The following is a 243-nucleotide window of genomic DNA, read 5'->3' on the forward strand; positions in this document are numbered from 1 at the left end:
ACCTGCTGCTGCACTTTTTCGAAATATTCATATGTTTGGCTCGCACCAATTATCGCCCCCGACATTCGTATAGGGTGCAATGTCATCGTTGCTGTCTTGGCTATATACCTATGATTCGCAGAGCCCGCAAAAGGCACCCCAACCGAATGCCCCCCCCCTATAACAATCAAAACAGCCGGCTTTAAAACCCCCGCAATCATCTCAGCAATCGCAAGCCCCGCCTCAACATCCCCGCCGACAGTG

General features: G+C 51.9%; 1 protein-coding gene. It reads right to left on the bottom strand.

Annotated elements, in window-relative coordinates:
* Positions 1-243, bottom strand: a 243-nt coding sequence (locus ACYVTD_RS19155) for a ClpP family protease (RefSeq protein ID WP_461249163.1), incomplete at both ends; no start/stop codon positions are given.

The sequence above is a fragment of the Treponema sp. R6D11 genome, from assembly GCF_054786075.1.